Origin of the sequence: Sinorhizobium terangae, assembly GCF_009601505.1 — a bacterium.
GTDB lineage: Bacteria > Pseudomonadota > Alphaproteobacteria > Rhizobiales > Rhizobiaceae > Sinorhizobium > Sinorhizobium terangae.
Map to the genome: position 1 here is coordinate 24634 of NZ_WITC01000055.1, position 15655 is coordinate 40288.

Sequence of the window (15655 nt, forward strand, 5' to 3'; positions counted from 1 at the left end):
TCGACCATGCAGCCAATCCGGCCTCACCTCCTGCTTCTAGAGAGACTATCCCTTGCGATGGGGCATCAAAAACCCTGACAACTGTCAGGGTTTTTGACCCGACCGCAGCTCATCGGGCCAGAACAGCCGGACGCTTCTGATCGATCTCTCCAGCCGGGGTCCCTCCTATACATTCCTCGCCGGATGCGTAGATGCTTGAGATGAGAGCTCCGCAGACGCGGCATTTTCGTTGCAGCAAGGTCTTCAAGAAGCACCATCAGCTTTCCAAAGTCACGCATGGCCGCGCGCGTCGGGGAACGTGTTGTGTTTCGGCTTATCTCCACGAGGTAAATCACAAGGGACCCGAAGACCTTTGGGCATTCATGTATCGCACGGTCGTGTAAATCTCGAACGGGCCCTTCGCGTGGGCGTAGTTTGCATGAGAAGATGATTGCTCGGGGCGAAAATGACACGTGACGATCTCTGTTCGAGGCTGGTCCAACGCGAAGCCACGTAGAGTATCCGTAGGTCGCGTGCGCTCCAGGCTTGCGGTGTCGGGGTCAAAAGGGGACCCGCCCTTCAGCGGGGCGTACCATCTGGTTCTTCGCGGTAGAGCTTACTCACGTCCTGTAAAACTGATCGCTAGGTGCCCTCGATGCGCTTTAAGAGCATTAGTGTGAACTGCACATAGCTACAGTCCCCCTGTCCCGACTGGGCAGGCAGGTGGACCTTTCAGAAGGTCGCTATGCTCCGGAGTTCAAGATCACGCCGGCCTGTGCACAAGCTTGGTTCCTAACGCCGGCGTGGCCAGACACAATGAGAGACTCTAGAGAGGTTCTCTCCCGGCCACGAGATTTTCTAAGCAGTTGAAGCTACGGGTAAGGGGCAGGGGTGACGGGGCAGTGGGTCGATCTTGCGGTCGCCAACTGCGTCCCGCCGTGTTTCGCTCAAATAGCAGGGCTTTAGGCGGTCGCTGAACCCAACTTGAGACCATAGCCATCGCCTCTAGTGGTACTTCACAGAGGATTCTAAAACCATGTGCTAGTCAAAGTCGGTCGCCCTCGTGAACGCCGTCATCATCACAACATCTCGCCATACCTGCCTCGAGGTAGCGAAGTCGATGCTCGCCATCTTGATTAGGCGCCAACCGAAAGCCTGACAGTTGTCAGGGTTTCGGTTGTTGCTCCTCCCGGTTAGGGGACTTTCTTTTGTCACCTTTCCCCTTGTGCCCTGAGCCGGGCCATTAGAGCAGGCCCAAGCGAAAATACACCACGCTTCGACTTCGACGTCAGATCTCGGAGGTACCCGCCTGCGGAGTTGATCTGCTCTGCTCGCTCCAGGATGCAAGCGATTGTGACGGCGGCATTTTGCGGCCCCATGGTCTCACATGCTTCCTGGTAAGCCGATGGGCTGACCCGAAGCATCGACCGCACGACGACGGCCGCGACCATCAGGTCCCGCCAGTTGCGTATCGTGCCGGAGGGACCGTATGCCACAATCTCTGGGCACGCTTTAAGCACCATTTGCAGTGAAAACGTCTTCGGCGGTTCGCTCGGGCTGTTGTGGCCTGCACTCGGCTTGGCTTCCAGCTCTTCCTCAGAGCGAGGTTCAAGTTCATATATGGATTCGGTATCTGAATTCTGTTTGTGGTGCTCATTGTGAGCATCATTGGTGCTATAATTCTCGGAATTTGTTTGGAAATTCAACGTGGTAAGGACGTGCTCCCGCAGCATAGTCATTTCATCGAGAAGGCCCAACAACTCGGAAAGGCTTGGGGCGCGCGGTATACGGCGGACTAGCTCGACGTACGTGGACTCAATCTTCGCCCAATCCCCGCCCGCGCCCTCTTCGATCGCGGCAGTGATGAGCTTGCACACGTCCCGGCGGCAGATTGTGAGGTTTTCTTTCGCTCTCCTGAAGGCCGTGCGAGCCGCAGCGACCCGTTGCGCCATTTGAGCGAGTTCTTCAGCGCGGGTGAGGAGGGGCGAGAGATCGAATCCAAAAGCGCTTTCGATCTCGCCAAACCGATCCTTTCGGGCGTAGCGTTTTCCATTGGCACTGTCCTTACGGACGATTAGACCCGCCTCAACCAGAAGGGCGAGATGTCTACGAAGCGTAGCCCCAGCAATGCCATGGGCGCGGAGTATCAGCTGCGCATTAGACGGGAAGACTATGAGCTGCGCATCCTGACGGAGTTCATTGTCAGGATAAAAACTCAACAACGCGTTAAGTACGGCGAGGCTGCGGTCCTGCAGCCCGAGCAATTCGCGCGCTTCGGAAGCGTCCCGAAAGACTTTCCATTTGTCGATCGACTTGCCGGGCCTTATCCGGGTCGCGGCAATTTGTTGGCGAACCAACGCAAGCGTCATCGATCGCCGCCCGAAGGGCGTCGTCACGCTTCCACTCTGCATAATCCTTCACCCTTTAAAAAAGGCAAAAGAAATCCACTCACCAAAAAACGGTGCCAAAGACTCTTGACTGGGATTCGGGGAAATGCGATTCTCTAGTTGTCACACTCAGAGAGAGGCTTCCACGACGGCAACGTTTGGGGGCCTTTTTCTTTTGCGGCGCTTCCTTTCCTCAATAAATTCCATTCCTGACAGCTGTCAGGGATTTTCCTGTTCGCGCTGGCGGGCAAAGCGCTCGGCCAAGCCAGGCAGCTCCGCCTCAACAAACCTTAAGAATTCGATCCCAAGTGAACCCTGAGCCAAGAGACGCACCTCTTTCGGGGACACCATCAAGCCGCCAAGTCTCGTGCCGGAACCATCCGAAATTGGAATTGGCTCAACGCCCTGGTTGGCGGTCGGCTTGATAGTCTTCAGGACACGCTGAAACCTCTGGTCAGAACTTTCGGCACCGTCGATTTTCCTTTGCAATGCAGCGCGAATGGAATCGAGAGTGGCCGGATCGGTGGCGACCGCCTTGGCAAGATCCAGCCAACGCGGCCGGCCGATCTTTGGTGCCCGCCCGATAGCCTCGATGACGTCCGCCGGCACGATGCGATAGACATTCCGCATACGCGCCAGCTCAGCGTCCTCAATCGAAAGCGCTGCGTAGATATAGCGTGGCTTAATCCCTGCACCATCCATGCGCGACGCGAACAGCGCGCGCTCAATCCAGGTCAGGTCCTGCCGGCTTGCATTCTCGATTCCTTGCGCGAGAACCAGATCGAGATCGGAAATCTCAACCTCAATGGCGCGAACCGGCCTGCCGAGTTGTTTGGCGGCAAGCCAGCGCCGGTGACCGTAGACGATCTGGTAGCGATCAGGCGACGAGGGGTGTTTCCGGACCTGGACAGGAACCTTTTGCCCCTCGGTCTCAATTGAACGTTTGAACGCTTCGAAGTTCGTCTCGTCATCGTCCGGCAGTCTGTCGGGGTAAGGGGAGGGGTCGATGAGGCTGGGATCTAGCTCGCGAATCGCACCCCCGCCCGACTCGATGAGGGCCTTCAACTGATCTCGCTCTGATCGAATTTCGCCAATCGCTCGGTGGGTCGCGCCGATGACACCAGCCCCGACACGTTTCCCTGCGGACGGGATAGGGGTCGCTGGATGTTGATCGCTCGCCAGTTTGTTCTCCAGCTCTGCAGAAAGCAGTCCGAAGCTGGCCACAATCGATTTACGAGAAGATTTACTCATGTTCGCCCCCAACTGTCGTTGATAAGGCGGACAATCGCCTCGTTCACGGCGTCTACGGCCTCGCGGGCGCGCTTCTGGGTTTCGCGTCCGATCTGTCCCATTTCGAGCTCGTATACCGAGCGTTTCGCGAGGCCGGCGGCCTCAACTGCCGTGCTCTCGATGGCCGTAGGCAACAAAACATCGTCCCCGAACAGATGTCGAAGCATAGCAACAACCTGAGACTGCGGGGCATCATTGGGATCGTGCCTTGTCACGAGATAGCGGATGAAATCTTGGTCAAGCTGAGCGCCGCTCTCATTCAGCACGCTAATAAGATCGCCCATCATGAGAAGGAATTGGCTCATTGATGCAACGTCCAGCATGGCCGGATGCACCGTTATGATCATGCTCGTCGCTGCATATATCGCGCCGAGCGTCAAAAAACCGAGCGACGGTGGAGTATCGAGAACCACGACGTCGTAGTCCGACTCGACTTCTGAAAGAGCGAGCTTCAAGCGCTCAAAGAAGATTGCGCCCGAGCTAGATTTGTTTGCCAAGACCCGCGGCGTTTCGTGCTCATATTCCATGACTTCCAAGTTGCCCGGAATGAGGTCGATACCATCAAAGTATGTCTTGCGGATGATCTCGCGGATTGGGCGACGTTCAGCGTCGTCATAGCGCAAAGCGGCATAGATCGTTTCGTTCGACCCGACGTCGATCTCTGGCTGCGCACCGAACATAGCGGACAGGGATGCTTGAGGATCCAAGTCGAGTGCTAGAACGCGATAGCCGTGCAGAGCCAGATAGTGGGAAAGGTGGACGCAGGTAGTCGTCTTCGCGCTGCCGCCCTTGAAGTTGGCTATCGCAACAACCTGAAGGTGCTCCCCGGGGCGACGGCGAGGAAGAAAGCGCAAGGCCTCCGCGGGTTTCTGCTTTGCGAACAGCTCTCGCAACTCGTTGATCTGGGCCAATGTATAGACGCGGTGGTTGTTTTCCAGCCTGCTGGGAACCGGCCCTCGTCCTTCCGTGGACATGAGCTTCAGAGTGGAATCGGGTATGGACGTCAGCTTCGACACTTCGTTGGTCAAGAACGGTCGAAGCGTCTTTTCCGACGTTGGCGGATACATCCGAGTTCTGAGTTGCTGCAGCTGCCCGGACAGAAGTCCGGCATGCCGCGTGATTTTGCTGCCCGCATCTTCCTGCGAGCTAACAACTGATTCCACTCGGTTTGCTATCGCCATTGATCCCTCTTGGCGGCCTTCCGCCGGTTTACCCGCGTTTGCCCGCCAAAGGTAGAACACGATTCTCCCGAGCCCGTCCAGAAGTTTAGCGTTAACAAAAGTTTAACGAGGCGAAAGTTTCCTAGCACCCCAGCAAGCGGCTTCTCGGCTTTTTCTGTTCCCGCTCCGAGGGTTAGCCGAAACTCTCCAACTTCCTGATCCCGGATTGTTCTCCTGTGAATCTTACAATCAAAGCTGGCGCTCCGAACCGCGTCAAGGAGGTTCTTGACAGCAAGGCGGTGCCCGACTCAGCTCCACTAATCTTGTCGAATTCTACAACTGCCCAACGATTCTGATCCGTGCTCATCTCCGCAACGATTTTCAACGACGGAGAGAACCATGCAGGTGATTGCGATTTCTGCACGCCCGGATTTTCGGGAGAAGCGACTACTCGAACAACACCACCGGCTGCGAGCGCGAGTCTTTTCTGATCGGCTGGGCTGGGAGGTTAGCGTTTCCGACGGTCAGGAATCTGACCCTTTTGATGAGCTTCAACCGACCTACGTCCTAGCCGTTTCGGAGAGCGGGCGCGTGGCAGGATGCGCCCGGCTACTGCCCGCCCTGGGCCCAACCATGCTGACTGAGGTCTTTCCCTCACTTCTACCGGGCGAGGGATTGAACGCTCATCGTTTCATGATCGAGAGCTCTCGCTTCTGCGTCGACACGACCCTTGCGGAGGGAAGGGGAGCCGGCTCGGTCCATGAGGCGACCCTAACCATGTTCGCGGGTATCATCGAATGGTGCATGACGAATGGGTACGCGGAGATCGTCACGGTGACCGATCTGCGATTTGAGCGGATCCTCGCCCGCGTTGGTTGGCCGCTTCAGCGCCTTGGCCAGCCGAGGACCATCGGTGTGACCAAGGCCGTGGCGGGCACTCTGCCCGCCACTCGGGATGCGTTTTTGAAGGTCCGCCCTACCGACTACCGGTCTGAGTTCGCCCCTCACAGCCAGGCAGCATAAGGAGAAATCCGTGACACAGCTTCGCTCTCATCTTCGACTCGTCCGTAAGCTTCAGGAGGCGCTGGGCAATCAGCTTTGCATTGCACTAGACGATAGCAATGTCGTCGAGATTATGCTGAACCCGGATGGGAAATTGTTCATCGAGCGGCTCGGTCAAGGTGTCGCGCAGGTTGGAGAAATGTCGTCGGCTGCGGCGGAAGTGGTGATTGGAACGGTCGCCCATGCGCTTCGGTCGGAAGTGGATACCGACCAACCTATCATCTCCGGAGAACTCCCGATCGGCGGTCATCGCTTTGAAGGCTTATTGCCGCCGGTAGTTCTCAAGCCGGCCTTTACTATTCGTCGGCGGGCATCACGCCTAATTCCACTTATTGAATACGTTCGTTCAGCTGTCATGACGGAGGCCCACGCCGCGACGATCCGTAGCGCGATTGCCTCACGTCTAAACATTGTGATTTCCGGTGGTACCGGCTCCGGCAAGACGACGCTCGCGAATGCCGTGATCAATGAGATTGTGAAGACCGCACCGGAAGACCGGCTCGTCATCCTGGAGGATACAGCCGAGATCCAATGCACGGCTGAGAACGCCGTTCTCCTGCACACGAGTGATACCATTGATATGGTCCGGCTCCTGAAAAGCACGATGCGCCTGCGCCCCGACCGCATTGTCGTTGGCGAGGTTCGCGACGGCGCCGCGCTGACGCTTCTAAAAGCTTGGAATACGGGCCACGCCGGCGGGGTGGCAACAATTCACTCGAACACAGCGACGTCGGCGCTTCGCCGCTTGGAACAGCTGACTGCCGAAGCCAGCCAGCAGCCGATGCACGAGGTGATCGGCGAGGCGGTCGACCTCATCGTTTCGATCGAACGGACGCCACGAGGACGGCGCGTGCGCGATGTCATCCATGTCGAGCGCTTCACCAACGGCCAATATGAGATTGACTCCGGTCAACTCACACAAGAACAGGAGGCGCGGCATGTGGCGTAAGAATATGGTTGCGTCCATTGGACTCCGTGCAGCGCCGATGGTCCTGGTATTGGTCGCCCCAGCGCTGGCCAGTTCCGGCGGCGGCGGGCTGCCGTGGGAAGGACCGCTCGAGCAAATCCAGGAGTCGATCACTGGCCCCGTCGCGGGCTACATCGCGCTTGCCGCGGTAGCGATCGCTGGCGGCATGCTTATCTTCGGCGGTGAGCTTAACGATTTCGCGCGGCGGCTGATCTACGTCGTTCTGGTCGCCGGTATTCTTCTCGGCGCGACTCAAATCGTCGGTCTCTTCGGCGCCACCGGCGCTTCGATCGGATTGTCCGACGAACAAACCACACCAAGCGGCTCGAACGGAAAAGGGGAGGGGGCTCATGGCTGAGTCCCTGTCTCGCCTCCAGCGCAACCGAATACATCGAGCCCTGTCACGCCCGAACTTGCTGATGGGGGCGGACCGAGAACTTGTGCTCATCACCGGTCTCGCCGCCATCATCCTAATCTTCGTCGTGCTGACGATCTATTCGGCCCTTTTCGGGGTGGCTGTCTGGATCGTCATTGTCGGCTTGCTCCGAATGATGTCGAAGTCCGATCCGCTCATGCGGCATGTCTACGTGCGGCATGTTTCCTACAAGCCCTACTACAAGGCGACTAGTTCGCCTTGGCGGCGGCATTGAGGTGGCCGCCATGGTAGCTCTGAAACGCGTCCGGGCCACAGGGCCATCCTTCGCCGATCTCGTTCCGTATGCGGGCCTAGTTGACAATGGCGTGTTGCTTTTGAAGGACGGGAGCCTGATGGCCGGTTGGTACTTCGCTGGCCCGGATTCCGAAAGTGCCACCGATCTGGAACGCAACGAGCTGTCGAGGCAGATCAACGCGGTGCTCTCGCGGTTGGGCAGCGGCTGGATGATCCAGGTCGAAGCGATCCGTATTCCGACCGTCGACTACCCATCCGACGAACGCTGCCATTTTCCCGATCCGGTCACGCGTGCGATCGACGCCGAGCGCCGGGCGCACTTCACGCGCGAGCAGGGACATTTCGAGAGCAAGCATGCCCTGATCCTGACCTACAGACCGCTGGAACCGAAGCATACTGCGCTCAGCAAGTACATTTACTCCGATGAGGAGAGCCGCAAGAACTCCTACGCCGACACGGTGCTCTTCATCTTCAAGAACGCCATCCGCGAGATCGAGCAGTATCTGGCGAACACGCTTTCGATCCAACGCATGGAAACGCGCGAGGTGGCGGAGAGGGGAGGGGAGCGGATTACCCGGTATGACGAGCTGTTGCAGTTCGTCCGCTTCTGCATTGCTGGCGAACGCCACCCGATCCGGCTCCCTGACGTTCCCATGTATCTCGATTGGATCGCCACGGCCGAGCTCGAGCACGGCCTCAGTCCCAAGGTCGAGAACCGCTTTCTGGGCGTCGTGGCGATTGATGGTTTGCCTGCCGAGAGTTGGCCCGGAATCCTGAATAGCCTCAATCTAATGCCGCTAACTTATCGGTGGTCATCGCGTTTCATCTTCCTCAATGCCGAGGAGGCTCGCCATAAGCTGGAGCGGACCCGCAAGAAGTGGCAGCAAAAGGTCAGGCCGTTCTTCGATCAGCTGTTCCAGACACAAAGCCGTTCCCTCGACCAAGATGCCATGACGATGGTCGCGGAGACTGAGGATGCGATCGCGCAGGCTGCCTCGCAGCTGGTCGCCTACGGCTACTATACACCTGTCGTCGTGTTGTTCGACGACGATCGCCACGCATTGCAGGAGAAAGCCGAGGCAATCCGCCGACTTATCCAGGCGGAAGGATTCGGTGCGAGGATCGAAACGCTCAACGCCACCGACGCCTATCTCGGTAGCCTGCCGGGCAACTGGTATTGCAATGTCCGCGATCCGCTGATCAATACGAGCAACTTGGCCGATCTCACACCGCTAAATTCCGTGTGGTCGGGAAACTCAATCGCACCTTGCCCATTTTACCCTCCGAACTCGCCGCCGCTCATGCAGGTCGCCAGCGGTTCGACGCCATTTCGCTTCAACCTCCATCTGGATGACGTCGGCCATACACTGATCTTCGGCCCGACCGGTTCGGGCAAGTCGACGCTCCTGGCACTCATCGCAGCACAGTTCCGACGCTACGATCGGGCGCAGATCTTCGCTTTCGACAAAGGAAGTTCGCTCCTGCCGCTGACGCTCGCTGCGGGCGGCGATCACTACGAGATCGGCGGGGACAATGAGGACGAGGGGAGGGCACTGGCCTTCTGCCCCTTGGCCGAACTCGGCAGTGATGCAGACCGGGCTTGGGCAACCGAATGGATCGAGATGCTGGTCGCCTTGCAAGGCGTCACCATCACGCCTGACCATCGAAACGCCATCTCGCGCCAGATTGGCCTCATGGTCAGCGCGCCAGGCCGGTCTCTTTCGGATTTCGTGAGCGGCGTACAGATGCGCCAGATCAAGGATGCGCTCCATCACTACACGGTCGATGGGCCGATGGGTCAGCTTCTCGACGCAGAAGAGGATGGCCTGTCCCTCTGCGCCTTTCAGACCTTCGAAATCGAGCAGATCATGAATATGGGCGAGCGCAATCTTGTACCGGTTCTCACTTACCTATTCAGACGGATCGAGAAGCGCCTTGATGGTTCACCGAGTCTGATCGTGCTCGATGAGGCATGGCTCATGCTGGGGCACCCCGTGTTCCGCAACAAGATCAGGGAATGGCTGAAGGTCCTGCGGAAGGCCAACTGCGCCGTGGTCCTTGCCACCCAATCGATATCGGACGTCGAGCGGTCCGGGATCATCGACGTGCTGAAGGAATCCTGCCCGACCAAGATCTGTCTACCGAACGCTGCGGCTCGTGAGCCCGGGACGCGGGAATTCTATGAACGGATCGGTTTCAACGAACGCCAGATCGAGATCGTTGCAACCGCGATCGCGAAGCGTGAGTACTACGTTGCGACGCCCGAGGGCCGGCGTCTCTTCGAGATGGCACTCGGCCCGGTGGCGCTGAGCTTCGTCGGCGCCTCCGGCAAGGAAGACCTCAAGCGCATCCGCGCACTCAAAGCCGCACATGGCCGCGATTGGCCGGTCCATTGGCTACACACGAGAGGAGTTCACGATGCCGCATCGTTGCTCAAACACGACTAGCTGGCTCGCCGGCATCACGTCCCTCGCCGTAATGATCAATGTGACTGAGCCTACGTACGCCGGCACGGCCACCGGTGCTGCGACCGAATGGACGCAGGTCCTCAACAACGGTGAGCTAATCTCGCTGGTAGGGAAGTCCGGTGAACAGATTCAGAATCAAATCACCCAGATCAGTCAGCTTGCGCAACAGATCGAAACTCAACTGAACATCTATCAGAACCTGCTTCAGAATACCGCCACCCTGCCAAGTCACATGTGGGGCCAGGTGGAAAGCGACCTCAACCAGCTACGAAACATTGTCGATCAGGGGCAGAGCATTTCGTTTTCGATGGGCAATGTGGACGACGTGCTCCAGCAGCGCTTCCAAAGCTATGCTGACCTGAAGACGAACCTGCCTGACAATGCATCGTTTTCGAAGTCCTACCAGTCCTGGTCGGACACAAACCGCGACACGATCGCCAGCACACTGAAGGCCGCAAGCCTGACCGCCGACCAGTTCCACAGCGAGGAGGACACGATGGCCTCGCTGCGTTCAATGTCGCAGTCATCCGATGGCCAGATGAAGGCGCTGCAGGTCGGGCATCAAATCGCCGCCCAGCAAGTCGCGCAGATGCAGAAATTGCGCGGTCTCGTCTCGCAGCAGATGACGATGATGGGCACCTGGCTGCAGACCGAACAGACCGATAAGGATTTGGCCCAGGCCCGACGGCACGAGTTCTTCAGCTCGAGCGCTCCCCTCACTTCCGGTGGTGAAAAGATGAAGGTGGAATGGTGAGAACGAAGCTGATCCTGATCACAATCGCGACGATTCTTACGATCGACCGTGCCGGCATCTGGTTCATCATCTCGGAGAAGCAGACAGCACTGGAGCGCCGAGCGAAGTTCTACGGCTCGTCGAAAGAGTACCCGACGTCGGGTGGCCAGAAGATGAAAGTCGAATGGTGAACCCATGAACGTGAAACAACTCCGTGCTCTTCGCGTCGCCATGGTGTTTGCTGCTTTCGCTGTATTCGCCGCGCAGCCCGCATTGGCCCAGGAAGGCTCGGTACTGACGTCCCTTCAAAACCAGATCACGACTGCTGCGAAGGGGTGGGAAACCACCGTCATGGACGCCGCGAAGTCATTGTTCTGGATTCTTGCTACCATCGAGATCGGCACCGCAGCGGTCTGGCTTGCCCTTCAGGCAGCGTCCCTCGACAGCTGGTTTGCCGAGCTCGTCCGGCGTATCATGTTCGTCGGCTTCTTCGCGTTCGTGCTGGCGCAGGGGCCGACCTTCGCCAAGGCCGTCGTCGACAGTCTCTTCCAGATTGGCGCCGGAGGAGGCACCGCCTCGCCGGCGGACGTCTTCAACGCCGGGCTCGCCGTCGCAACCAAGATGTCCGAAAAAATCCAGTTTGGCCTCTTCGAGGACAATTCGCTCGCGATCTCGGCCGCTTTCGCCATGGTGGTCGTCGTCATTTCTTTCTCCCTTGTCGCGGCAGTCTTTGTCTCCGTCATGGTTGAGATGTACCTCGGCCTGCTTGCCGGAATGATCATGCTTGGCCTTGGAGGGTCGTCGTTCACCAAAGACTTCGCCGTCCGCTATCTGGTTTACGCCTTCTCGGTCGGCATGAAGCTCATGGCGCTAGTCATGATCTCCCGCATTGGATCGGAAGTCCTCATCGGGTTGGCGAATGAGCCCCAAGTCGGCGACCAGTTCCAGACCGCACTCGCAATTGCCGGGATCGCCGTGGTCGTCTTCATCATTGCGATCTACGTGCCGAATATCATTCAGGGCGTTGTCCAAGGTGCATCGGTGACCGGGGGCATGGAAACGATCCGTCACGGCGGGCAAGCAGCATCCTTCGCCGCAGGCGCCGGGTTCCTCGCAGCAGGTGGGACAGGAGCCGGTTTTGCGGCAGGTCAGGTCGCCAGAGCGACTGGGTCATCGTTCGCTGGTGCAGCTCTTCGAGGAATCGGCGCCGGGTTTGGATCGGCAGGCAAAGCTGCCGGTTCCGCGGCAAAGGAGAAGGCGATCGGTTCGCCCGGCGCTTATGCAGGTTCAATTCTTGGACTCGCCAACGCCAAGCTCGATGAGAGCCGCGGTAGTTCCAGCGGGCACAAGCCTCCTCCCGAACGCAAAGACTAACAGCAACCAAGAAAGTGATGGATCGATGGCAGCGAACCGCGCCCCCGAAAACCCCTATCTTGCCGCGCGCCAGGAATGGACGGAACGTTACGGTTCTTATGTGCAGGCGGCCGCGGCGTGGCGCATCGTCGGTATTCTCGGGCTGTCCATGGCCGTGATCGGCTTTGGGTATGCCATGTATCTCAGCACTCAGGTCAGGCTGGTGCCTTACATCATCGAAGTTGACAACCTCGGCACGTCGGTCACCGCCGGTTTCCCGGAGCAGATCGAATATGCGGATGTCCGGGTGGTGCGCGCCACGCTGGGCAATTTCGTATTCAGCTTCCGCTCGATCACGCCGGACGCCGTGGTGCAGAAACAATATATCGACCGAACCTACGCGCTCCTTCGGACCTCCGATCCTTCGACGGAGAAGATCAACGCCTGGTTCCGGGGCAATTCGCCATTCGAGAAGGCAAAGACATCCACGATCGCCATCGAGGTCAACAACATCGTGGCGCTGTCGAACCAGACCTATCAGATCGACTGGACCGAATACGAGCGGGATCGCAAAGGCAAGGAAATCGGCACGCGCCGGTTCCGCGGAATCGCGACGGTCGCGCTGACCGCGCCGCAGGACGAGGCGACGATCCGCCTCAATCCGATCGGTCTCTATATCCGGGACTTCGACTGGACAGCACAGCTTTAAGCGTAGGGGATTTTCCAATGCACAAAACAGGATTGATCGCAGCCGCCGGCATGGCCGGACTCGTCCTTGCGAGCGGCGCTTTCGCCCAAAGCATGACATCGAATGAGATGAAGGGAACGAACCTTTCCAGGAAGTGGCGCGGCACGCCGGGCCTTGTAACCACCGGGCCGGATGGGAAAGTTGTCTTCCTGTTCGGCGAAACCCAACCCTCCGTGGTCTGCTCGCCGCTGCAGGTTTGCGATATCGAACTGCAGGGCGGCGAGATCGTCCGGGACGTTCTGGTCGGTGACACTGTGCGGTGGAAGGTCGAACCGGCGACCTCTGGCGCGACCGGCGGACAAGCAATCCATTTGATCGTCAAGCCATCCGAGCCGGCTCTCGTCACCTCGATGGTGGTCACGACGTCACGGCGCACCTACCACATCCAGCTCAAGTCCCATCCGAGCCAGTACATGGCCCGCGTCGGCTTCGAATATCCCGAAGACACCTCGACCAAGCTCGCCGACATTAATGCCCGGCTTGAGACCGGCGGTTTGCCGGGCACCACCGCCCCTGAGAAGTTGAACTTCTCCTATTCTGTCAGCGGCAGCGCCTCGTGGAAGCCGAAGCGAGTCTATTCCGACGGCTCGAAGACCTACATCCAGTTCCCCCGGTCAATCTCGGGACAGGACGCACCCGTCCTCTTCGTCGTTTCTGGCGGCCAGAACCGCATCGTTAACTATCGCATGAAGAACGATATGATGGTCGTCGACTATGTGGTCGACAAGGCGATCCTTGTTTCCGGTGTCGGCTGGCGACAACAGAAGATCACCATCCGGCGGGGAGGCTGATCGATGCGCAAGCTGCTCCCTTTCGTCATCGGCGCCTCGCTCCTTTCCGGTTGCCAGACCGTCGACGATGCTCTCACCACGAACTCCACCCCCGTCGCCGTCAGCGGACCGGCCGCGGGCGCCATCGCCGACGATATCGCAAGTCGGCTTGCCGAACAGATCGGCCCGGTCGCCACGACAACAATCACGATGGACAAGGACACTTCGGAGTATGGCACTGCCCTCAAGGCGGCCCTGAAGGGACGGGGTTACACCGTCGTCACCGATGGAAAAGTCGAGAAGGACCAGAAGCCGGTCGAACTTGCGTGGTCGCTCGACAGTTTTGACGGCCAGGTTCTTGCCCGCCTGACGACGCCATCGATCGCGCTCGGCCGTGCCTATACCCCTACGGCAGCTGGAGCCACACCGGCGAGTCCACTTTCAATCATGCGGCGCAACTGACGGAGAGACAGATGGTCCAGTCGCTTCAGCTCGGCACGTCCGGCAAAGCCGAGGATGAGCAGGGCATGCGCCGTCTCAACCGGCTGCCGATCATCATCGCCATCGTCATCATCGTGCTGTTCTTCGGCGTCGTCGTGATCGGTCTTTCGTGGCGCGGGCTGACCTTCAACCGCGGCAATGATCTCGACAGCGCATCCAATTCCCCGGCAACGAACTTCGGGGACCAGCTGAAAAAAGGCATCTCGGACGGCATCATCGGCGAGCCTGAAAGGCAGGAGGTCTTTCAGCCAACACCCGTCCTCGTCCAGAAAGAGGACAAACAGGAACCCGCTGTCGAGCGCCCACCGCTGGAACGACAAGAGCGCCGACCGCGGCTCGAGTCGGAGGAAGAGTGGAAGGCTCGGCTGATGCGCGAGCAGGACGAGCAATATATCCGTGAGGCGCAGCGCCAGCGGATGGCCCGCCTCCAGGCGCGCGCAACGGCATTGGACTCACCGTTGAAGGTGGATATTTCCGATGTCGAGAAGACCGCGGCAAATCCCACGGACACCAGCCGCGAGAATGCGACCGCGAAAAGTGCATCGGACGTTTACGTTGCGATGAGATCCGGCCTCATGGGACAGAACGTCGATCCGAACGGCCAGACGTTGAAGGAGGATTTCTTCAATCAGGACATCAAGGACCTCGGCTACTTACCGAACCAGGTCGTGCCGCAGGTGTCTCCATACGAGCTGAAGCGCGGGTCAGTCATTCCGGCAACCCTCATCACCGGCCTCAATTCCGACCTTCCCGGGCGTATAACCGCACAAGTCAGCCAGAACATCTATGACAGCGCCACCGGTTATCGCCTTCTCATCCCGCAAGGCGCCAAGCTCTTCGGCCGTTACGATTCTAAGTTGTCCTTTGGCCAGGAAAGAGTGCTCGTTGTCTGGACCGATCTCATTTTTCCGGACGGGTCCACACTGCAGATAGACGGGATGGCCGGAACGGACGCGGAAGGCTATGGCGGTTTTAGAGACAACGTGGACCGCCATCTTTGGCGGACCTTCGGTTCAGCCGCGCTGGTAGCGATCATCGGTACCGGAATCGATAAGTCTTTGCCTGAGAGTTCGACGCTTGCCGCCCACGATACGGCTTCGGAGGCCGCTCGGCGGAATTTCGCGGAGAGTTTCGGTCGTGTGGCAGAACAGACCATCTCGAAAAATCTGAACGTCCAGCCGACGATCCGTATCCGACCAGGTTACAAATTCAACGTCCTCGTCGATCAGGACATTATTTTTCCGGCATCTCATCAGTGGCGCTAAGCAACCCCGCGCGCCTGCGTGTTGATTCAATCTGTGCGCCAGGAGGCAGTCATGCCCCGGGGGCAAATTCTCTCATCAGGAGTCTTCTTTTAGAACAAGACGGCTTGAATACCCGTTAAAGGAGAGTACATCTACGATGCAACAGCCGTGGCCATGCTCGCGCAGCATGGGAGGCTACGCTTCACTTGCCAAACCACAGGTGCGGTGTTTCGCAGTCATGAGCCGATGGTCAAGCGGCTCCCGGCCGGCCGAAACGCACCATGGATAAGCGCCAAGTTGCGACGATCGGAGGCTCGCAACTG

15 protein-coding genes are annotated in these 15655 nt (G+C 58.7%); 12 read left to right on the top strand and 3 right to left on the bottom strand.

All coding sequences use genetic code 11. From position 1 onward, the window contains the following. Positions 1–1190: 1190 nt before the first annotated feature. The 3 genes from repC to repA form a co-directional block, all read right to left on the bottom strand. The gene (repC, locus tag GHK62_RS13750) at positions 1191–2390 is read right to left on the bottom strand and encodes a plasmid replication protein RepC (protein ID WP_153439731.1); all 1200 of its coding nucleotides are present in this window, start codon (positions 2388–2390) and stop codon (positions 1191–1193) included. A 195-nt stretch (positions 2391–2585) separates the two neighbouring features. After that, complete coding sequence (gene repB / locus GHK62_RS13755; protein ID WP_153439732.1) at positions 2586–3617, bottom strand: plasmid partitioning protein RepB; 1032 nt, start codon at positions 3615–3617, stop codon at positions 2586–2588. Further along, positions 3614–4837, bottom strand: a complete 1224-nt coding sequence (gene repA / locus GHK62_RS13760) for a plasmid partitioning protein RepA (protein ID WP_167528240.1) — start codon at positions 4835–4837, stop codon at positions 3614–3616. Before repA ends, repB begins: the two co-directional genes overlap by 4 nt. Positions 4838–5215: 378 nt before the next feature. Between repA and traI the strand changes: the two genes are divergently transcribed. The 12 genes from traI to trbI are packed head-to-tail and all read left to right on the top strand — an operon-like array spanning position 5216 to position 15353. Continuing rightward, on the top strand, positions 5216–5839 hold the full coding sequence (gene traI / locus GHK62_RS13765) for an acyl-homoserine-lactone synthase (protein WP_153439734.1): 624 nt from the start codon (positions 5216–5218) through the stop codon (positions 5837–5839). A 10-nt stretch (positions 5840–5849) separates the two neighbouring features. Next, positions 5850–6827: a P-type conjugative transfer ATPase TrbB gene (trbB, locus tag GHK62_RS13770; RefSeq protein WP_184109016.1), complete on the top strand. Its 978-nt coding sequence runs from the start codon at positions 5850–5852 to the stop codon at positions 6825–6827. Next, positions 6817–7203: a TrbC/VirB2 family protein gene (locus tag GHK62_RS13775; protein ID WP_153439736.1), complete on the top strand. Its 387-nt coding sequence runs from the start codon at positions 6817–6819 to the stop codon at positions 7201–7203. The genes trbB and GHK62_RS13775 overlap by 11 nt, the downstream gene beginning before the upstream one ends. Then, positions 7196–7495, top strand: a complete 300-nt coding sequence (locus GHK62_RS13780; RefSeq protein ID WP_153439737.1) for a conjugal transfer protein TrbD — start codon at positions 7196–7198, stop codon at positions 7493–7495. Before GHK62_RS13775 ends, GHK62_RS13780 begins: the two co-directional genes overlap by 8 nt. 10 nt (positions 7496–7505) lie before the next feature. Next, entirely contained in the window at positions 7506–9962 is a 2457-nt protein-coding gene (locus tag GHK62_RS13785; protein WP_153439738.1) for a conjugal transfer protein TrbE, read from the top strand. Then, the gene (gene trbJ / locus GHK62_RS13790; RefSeq protein ID WP_153439739.1) at positions 9934–10737 is read left to right on the top strand and encodes a P-type conjugative transfer protein TrbJ; all 804 of its coding nucleotides are present in this window, start codon (positions 9934–9936) and stop codon (positions 10735–10737) included. The genes GHK62_RS13785 and trbJ overlap by 29 nt, the downstream gene beginning before the upstream one ends. Next, entirely contained in the window at positions 10731–10907 is a 177-nt protein-coding gene (trbK, locus tag GHK62_RS13795; protein WP_153439740.1) for an entry exclusion protein TrbK, read from the top strand. Before trbJ ends, trbK begins: the two co-directional genes overlap by 7 nt. Positions 10908–10947: 40 nt before the next feature. Further along, the gene (gene trbL, locus GHK62_RS13800; protein WP_184109022.1) at positions 10948–12090 is read left to right on the top strand and encodes a P-type conjugative transfer protein TrbL; all 1143 of its coding nucleotides are present in this window, start codon (positions 10948–10950) and stop codon (positions 12088–12090) included. Between the two features lie 25 nt (positions 12091–12115). Further along, complete coding sequence (locus GHK62_RS13805; protein ID WP_153439742.1) at positions 12116–12778, top strand: conjugal transfer protein TrbF; 663 nt, start codon at positions 12116–12118, stop codon at positions 12776–12778. A 17-nt stretch (positions 12779–12795) separates the two neighbouring features. Further along, positions 12796–13608, top strand: a complete 813-nt coding sequence (gene trbG, locus GHK62_RS13810) for a P-type conjugative transfer protein TrbG (RefSeq protein WP_153439743.1) — start codon at positions 12796–12798, stop codon at positions 13606–13608. A 3-nt stretch (positions 13609–13611) separates the two neighbouring features. Continuing rightward, entirely contained in the window at positions 13612–14049 is a 438-nt protein-coding gene (trbH, locus tag GHK62_RS13815) for a conjugal transfer protein TrbH (RefSeq protein ID WP_153439744.1), read from the top strand. 11 nt (positions 14050–14060) lie between these two features. After that, positions 14061–15353 (top strand): IncP-type conjugal transfer protein TrbI, encoded by a 1293-nt coding sequence (gene trbI, locus GHK62_RS13820; protein ID WP_153439745.1) that lies wholly within the window; start codon positions 14061–14063, stop codon positions 15351–15353. The last annotated feature ends 302 nt before the right edge of the window (positions 15354–15655 follow it).